General features: G+C 68.2%; 5 protein-coding genes, 1 tRNA gene and 1 pseudogene. 3 read left to right on the top strand and 4 right to left on the bottom strand.

Translation table 11 applies throughout. The annotated features are described in order from the left end of the window. Window positions 1-124: 124 nt before the first annotated feature. Complete coding sequence (locus AB0K21_RS39530) at window positions 125-1,786, top strand: cellulose binding domain-containing protein (protein ID WP_343965158.1); 1,662 nt, start codon at window positions 125-127, stop codon at window positions 1,784-1,786. A 278-nt stretch (window positions 1,787-2,064) separates the two neighbouring features. Here the strand turns inward: AB0K21_RS39530 and AB0K21_RS39535 are convergent. Then, a tRNA-Val gene (locus AB0K21_RS39535) sits at window positions 2,065-2,136 on the bottom strand. Window positions 2,137-2,599: 463 nt separating this feature from the next. Between AB0K21_RS39535 and AB0K21_RS39540 the strand changes: the two genes are divergently transcribed. After that, entirely contained in the window at window positions 2,600-3,016 is a 417-nt protein-coding gene (locus tag AB0K21_RS39540; RefSeq protein ID WP_012892610.1) for an SsgA family sporulation/cell division regulator, read from the top strand. A gap of 29 nt (window positions 3,017-3,045) precedes the next feature. On the opposite strand, the gene AB0K21_RS39545 is transcribed toward AB0K21_RS39540, so the two are convergent. Further along, the gene (locus AB0K21_RS39545) at window positions 3,046-3,678 is read right to left on the bottom strand and encodes a DUF305 domain-containing protein (protein WP_364157460.1); all 633 of its coding nucleotides are present in this window, start codon (window positions 3,676-3,678) and stop codon (window positions 3,046-3,048) included. 34 nt (window positions 3,679-3,712) lie between these two features. Between AB0K21_RS39545 and AB0K21_RS39550 the strand changes: the two genes are divergently transcribed. Then, window positions 3,713-5,122: a hypothetical protein gene (locus tag AB0K21_RS39550; RefSeq protein ID WP_343965169.1), complete on the top strand. Its 1,410-nt coding sequence runs from the start codon at window positions 3,713-3,715 to the stop codon at window positions 5,120-5,122. Between the two features lie 72 nt (window positions 5,123-5,194). On the opposite strand, the gene AB0K21_RS39555 is transcribed toward AB0K21_RS39550, so the two are convergent. Both AB0K21_RS39555 and AB0K21_RS39560 read right to left on the bottom strand, forming a co-directional pair. Further along, on the bottom strand, window positions 5,195-6,025 hold the full coding sequence (locus tag AB0K21_RS39555; RefSeq protein WP_364157464.1) for an aminotransferase class IV: 831 nt from the start codon (window positions 6,023-6,025) through the stop codon (window positions 5,195-5,197). Beyond that, window positions 6,025-6,231: pseudogene (locus AB0K21_RS39560) on the bottom strand (hypothetical protein); the annotation flags it as partial. The pseudogene AB0K21_RS39560 and the gene AB0K21_RS39555, both read right to left, overlap by 1 nt.

Below are 6,231 nucleotides of genomic sequence, written 5' to 3' on the forward strand. Positions count from 1 at the left end.
TTAACGCTAACAATTACCGGGGCCGGTCAAAGCGGAGAGCGTCACCGACAACACGATCAAGGTTCATCCCGTGGCGACGCCGGCGACCGGCGCCGACCGGCACCAACAGCCAAGTGGAGAAGACATGACGCAAGATCAGAATGAGATCGCGAGCGGCGAGCGAGGATCGCTGAGCCGGAGAACCGTTCTGGCGACGATGGGGGCCCTGCCGGTCCTCGCGGCCACGACCTCGGTCCTGGGGGCCTCGGAGGCCGAGGCCGCCACGGCCGTCATCGATCCGTCGGCGCCGCGGCAGACGATCCGAGGCTTCGGCGGCATGGCCCACGCGGCCTGGATCGGCGACCTGACAGCCGCCCAGCGGGACACCGCCTTCGGCACCGGCGAGGGCCGGCTGGGGTTTTCCGTGCTGCGGATCCCCGTCCCCGAGAACCAGGCGGACTGGAGCCGTGATCTGGCGACGGCGAGGCGCGCGATCGAACTCGGGGCCACCGTCATCGCGTCGCCGTGGAATCCCCCCGCCAACATGGTCGAGACCTTCGTCCGCGGCAGTCAGACCGACGCGAAACGCCTCAGGTACAACATGTACGGCGCCTACGCCCAGCACCTGAACGCCTTCAACGACTTCATGCGGAACAACGGGGTGAACCTGTACGGCATATCGGTGCAGAACGAGCCCGATTACGCGCATGACTGGACGTGGTGGACTCCCGCCGAGCTGGTCCGGTTCCTGAGGGAGAACGCCGGTTCGATCGGTACCAGGGTCATCGCGCCCGAGTCCTTCCAGTACCTGAAGAACATCTCAGACCCGATCCTCAACGACTCCGCGGCGCTCGCCAATGTGGACATCATCGGGGCTCACCTCTACGGCACGTCGTTCGCGAACTTCCCCTATCCCCTCTTCAAGCAGAAGGGCGCGGGCAAAGAGCTCTGGATGACCGAGGTCTACTACCCCAACAGCAGCGATTCGGCGGACCTTTGGCCCCAGGCGCTCGACGTGGGGGAGCACATCCACCGCGCCATGGTGGACGCCGAGTTCCAGGCGTACATCTGGTGGTACATCCGGCGTGGCTACGGCCCCATGCGGGAGGACGGCCAGATCAGCAAGCGCGGCGCCATCATGGCGCACTTCGCCAGGTTCGTCCGCCCCGGATATGTGCGGATCGAAGCGACGGCGAACCCGGCGTCGAACGTCTACGTCTCGGCGTACCGGGGCGGCGACTCCACGGTCGTCATCGTCGCCGTCAACAAGGGCACCTCCGCGGTGAGCCAGCAGTTCACCCTGGCGAACAGCACCGCGTCCGGTGTCTCGTCCTGGCTGACCGACGCGAGCAGGAACGTTGCGCCCCAGGGAACGACCGGCGTGTCGAACGGCTCCCTCACCGTCACGCTTCCCGCCCGAAGCATGATGACCTTCGTGACCGGCGTGAGCTCCGGCCCCTCGCCCAGCCCGTCGCCCAGTGGTGGCACCGGCCTGTGCCGGGTGGCCTACACGACGAGCTCCTGGAACAACGGCTTCACCGCCGGCATCAGCATCACCAACACCGGGACCTCGACGATCAACGGCTGGACGCTGGGCTTCACCCTGCCCCCCGGCCAGACCATCACCTCGGGCTGGAACGCCACCTACACCCCCTCCAGCGGCCAGGTGAGCGCCCGCAACGTCGGCTACAACGGCACGCTCGCCCCCGGGGCCACCATCGACATCGGCTTCCAGGCCACCCACACCGGCGACACCGCCGAACCGACCGCCTTCACCCTCAACGGCGTCCCCTGCACCGTGGTCTGACCGACACGCGAAACAACCCCCGCCCGAGCGGCGAAGGGACGGGGGCGGCCCCTCCGACGAGGGAGGGGCGCATCTTCCCGCGGCCGACCGCGCCGACGAAGGTGTGGCAGGTTACGCCCTTGACCGGTGCCGCCGAAGGGTGCGGCGGCGATGGATCGGATCTTCCCTGGCACCGCCGGAGGCGGAGTCGCCCAGCCGGTCGCGCGGCGCCCCTGTGGACAGACGAAGGCCCCCCGATCGGCGTCAACCGGGGGGCCTTGATCTGCGTCTTGCTAGTGTGGGCGATACTGGGATCGAACCAGTGACCTCTTCGGTGTGAACGAAGCGCTCTCCCGCTGAGCTAATCGCCCGCCCTGTCCGGCTCCTCGCGGTGCCGACGTGGAAAACCATACAGCAATTCGGGAGTGCCCGCGAAGCGGTGTCCGCCACTAAGTTGATCTTGAGAGATGACGCGCCAGGGAGGCAAAGCTCTGAGGATGCATCCGACGGGGGGCTACGGTGTCATAGCATCGTCCTGATCCACAGAAGCACCGAACGACCCGGGCTCGACCCGAATCACCCGAGACGCCCCGCCAGGGAGTCGACGGTGACCAAAACGAGACGCAAAACCCTTGCAAATACGGCCCTGTTGGTGATGTTTAGCCCGGTAGATGCCCAAATGTCGCGCTGTGATGTGCGTTACAGAAGGGCGCAGAGGCGGAATCTTTCCTACAGGTTTCTTTGTTCCGCGTGATGGCTCATGCGGAGCGAAGCCCGCTTGAGAGCAGTGAAAGCCCCGAAGAGGGGACCGACGACGAAAAGGTTTGGCTGACGATGAACAGCGCCACCGTCTCTGCCGAGCTAGGCCTTCGGCTTGTGGTCCCCGACCGTACCACCGTCCCCCTGCTTGCCGGACTCAGCTACACGGCCGATGATCCTTACGCGATCAGAATGGCCTTCCACGTGGGGAACGACGAGCCGGTCGAGTGGATCTTCGCCCGCGAGTTGCTGACCGTCGGCATCGTGCGGCGGGTGGGCGACGGTGACGTGCAGGTGTGGCCGGCGCGCGCCGACGGCGAGCGCACGCTGCACATCAGCCTCACCTCGCCGTTCGGACAGGCGCTGTTCGAGGTGCCGCTGGCTCCGCTCACGGAGTTCCTGCACCGAACGTACGAGCTGGTGCCCGCGGGCCGCGAGACCGACTTCATGGATCTGGACGCCGAGCTCAGCAACATGCTCTGGAGTTCCTGACCCGGCTCTCCCCCCCGCGGGGCCTCGGCCTACGCCGCGGGCCTGAGCAGGCGCCGCATCCGGGCGATCTCGATGCCCTGGCCCGAGACGACGTCCTTGGCGACGGCCAGCATGGCCCGGTCGGCGCCCTCGCGGAGCTGGAGCCCGGCCATCGTGACCGCCGCCTCGTGGTGAGTGATCATGAGGGTCAGGAAGAGCGTGTCGAAGGCCGCTCCCCTGGCCCCCCTGAGCCGGTTCATCTCCTCCAGCGTGACGGCGTGCTCGTCATGCCCCTCGTGCCCCTGCGGCGCCCGGCCGACCGCCTCCAGCCACGACGTCATGGCCGCGATCTCCGGCCGCTGCGCCGCGGTGATCCGCTCGGCGAGCTTCCGCAGGACCGACGAGGACGACCTGGCCGGGACCAGCTCCGCCATCTCCAGTGCCTGCCGGTGGTGCGGGATCATGCCTTCGGCGAACCTCACGTCGGCCGCCGTGACCCTGGCCTCGGACTCCCCGAGATTCTCGCCCGGCCGCGCCGTACGACCCGCCTCGCCGGGGCCACCCGGGATTATCACCGGCGCGCCGGTCTCCGCGACGAGCGGTGCCGGTCCTCGCTGCGCCGCCTCCGCGCATCCGCCAAGAACCGATATCGCCATGATCACCGCGATAATCTGACTCGGCATACGAATCCTCCGCATAGCTTCAATAATGGGGCAAGTGGACCGACGTAATGGGGGCACCGTGCGATCGACCATGGCGTTCGGCCTGGCCGCGCTACTTCTTGTGGCCGGGTGTGGGGCGGATCCGACACCCCAGGCCCCACCGCCCGCGGCCGCCTCGCGGAACACTGAACAGACGGTGGAGACCCCCTCCCCCGGGATCTCAGGGGACGGCACTCACAGCGACAACGTCACGCACCTGGCCAACGTGCCGCTCGGCGCTCCGCTCAACGGGCCCCAGGCGTGGGGCACCGACCTGGCCTTCCAGGGCGACTACGCGTTCGTCGGCAACTTCGACGGCTTCAGCGTCTTCGACATCTCCGATCCCTCCCGCCCCTCGGTGGTCAGCCGGGTGCTCTGCCCCGGCGAGCAGAACGACATCTCGGTGAGCGGGAACCTGCTGTTCCTGTCGATCGACTCCGTCCGGGTCGGCCCGGAGTGCGACGCCCAGCGCGGCAATCCGGAGTCGGACAGCTGGGAGGGCATCCGGATCTTCGACATCGCGGACAAATCCCATCCCAGGTTCGTCTCGGCGGTCCGTACCGACTGCGGCTCGCACACCCACACCCTCGTCCCCGGCGAGAACGCCGACAGGGTCTACCTCTACATCTCCTCCCCGGGGCCCGAGCCGCAGTCGACGACCTGCCCGGCGCCGTACAACAAGATCTCCGTGGTCGAGGTGCCCGTCGAGGCTCCCCAGACCGCCAAGGTGATCTCACAGCCGGTGCTCTCCGACAAGCCCGGCGAGGACGGCCTCGGCGGCTGCCACGACATCACGGCCTACCCCGAGAAGAACCTGGCCGCCGCGGCCTGCTTCGGCGACGGGGTCCTGCTGGACATCGCCGACCGGGCCAACCCCAAGGTGCTCCAGCACGTGAGCGACAAGGAGAACTTCGCCATCTGGCACTCGGCGACGTTCAACAACGACGCCACCAAGGTCGTCTTCGGCGACGAGCTGGGCGGCGGCCTGGGGGCGACCTGCGACTCCGGCACCCCGAAGACCAAGGGCGCCAGCGCCGTGTACGACCTCGGCAAGGACCGCAGGCTCACGCTCCGCGGCTACTTCAAGATCCCGAGGGAGCAGGCGTTTGACGAGAACTGCGTCGCGCACAACGGGTCGCTGCTACCTGTGCCGGGAAAGGACATCATGGTCCAGGCCTGGTACCAGGGCGGGGTGTCCATCTGGGACTTCACCGACGCGGCCAGCCCTCGGGAGATCGGCTTCTTCGAGCGGGGCCCGATTTCGGGAGTCGGCGGCTCGTGGTCGGCGTACTACTACAACGGCCACATCTACTCCAGTGACATCACCAGGGGCCTGGACGTGCTCCGCATCGACGACCCGCTGACCGACCCCGCCGCCAAGGTCAGGCTCAAGGAGCTGAACGCGCAGACCCAGGTGTCCTACTAGCCGATCCGTGATCGCCGGGCGACCGGTCTTCCGGCGAGGGTGCGCCCTCGCCGGAATCGGAAACCCCGGGCCTCAGGGGTTGAGGTCGGCGGCGGAGCGCTCGGCGAAGACCTGCATGGCCTTGGCGGTGATCGGGCCGGGCGCGGCGGGCAGCACGGTCTGGTCGACCGCGCGGATCGGCTGGATGTCACGGGTGGTGGAGGTCAGGAACGCCTCGTCCGCCTCGTACAGGGCCGAGAGCGGGACGTCCTCCTCGGTTCCCCCGCACCACTCCAGCGCGAGCGCGCGGGTGACCCCGGCCAGGCAGCCCGAGGCGAGCGTGGGGGTGACCAGCCGGCCGTCACGCACGATGAAGACGTTGCTGCCGGTGCCCTCGCAGAGGTCTCCCGCGGTGTTCTCGAAGATCGCCTCACCGCCGCCGGCGGCCTTGGCGTAGAACAGCGCCCTGGCGTTGTCACCGTAGGAGGTGCTCTTCACCCCGGCGAGCGCACCTCGCTCGTTGCGCGGCCAGGGCACGACCGTGACGTCGGCGGTGGCCGGGAACGGCTTCTGCTCGTCGACGATCACCACGGTCGTGCAACCCTGGTCGCCCCGGTCCGAGCCGAGCGGCCCCGGGCCGCTGGTGTAGGTGACCCGGACGCGGCCGAGCCGCCACGGCGGGGCTTCGGCCAGGCAGGCACGGATCCCGGCGGCGATAGCGTCGGTGTCGGGATCGGGCAGTTCCATACGCCGCGCCGAGAGCGTGAGCCGGTCAAGGTGGCGGGTGAGCGCGAACGTGGTGCCGTTCACGCACTTGATGGTCTCGAACACCCCGTCCCCGACCATCAAACCATGATCGAAAACCGAGACGGCGGCCTGATCCGGAGAGACGAGTTCCCCGTTGAGCCATACAGGTGTCTTCATCAGGTACCTCCAGCGTGGATATCCCCGCCTTCAGGCGGGGGAGGAAACGCGGCGCGGTGCCGCGTTTCCGGGTGGGTTGTGTAGCCGTAGCCGTCTGCTCGTTGGAGCAGTCGGACGTGGCGGTGGCCGATGCCCTGCACGGTGCCGTGCCGGGTGGTGATGTTGAAACTGCCGGTGGAGCGGACCGCGACCCGCCCGGTGTGGAC

The organism is Streptosporangium sp. NPDC049248 (assembly GCF_040678965.1).
In the GTDB taxonomy this organism is placed as follows: domain Bacteria; phylum Actinomycetota; class Actinomycetes; order Streptosporangiales; family Streptosporangiaceae; genus Streptosporangium; species Streptosporangium fukuiense.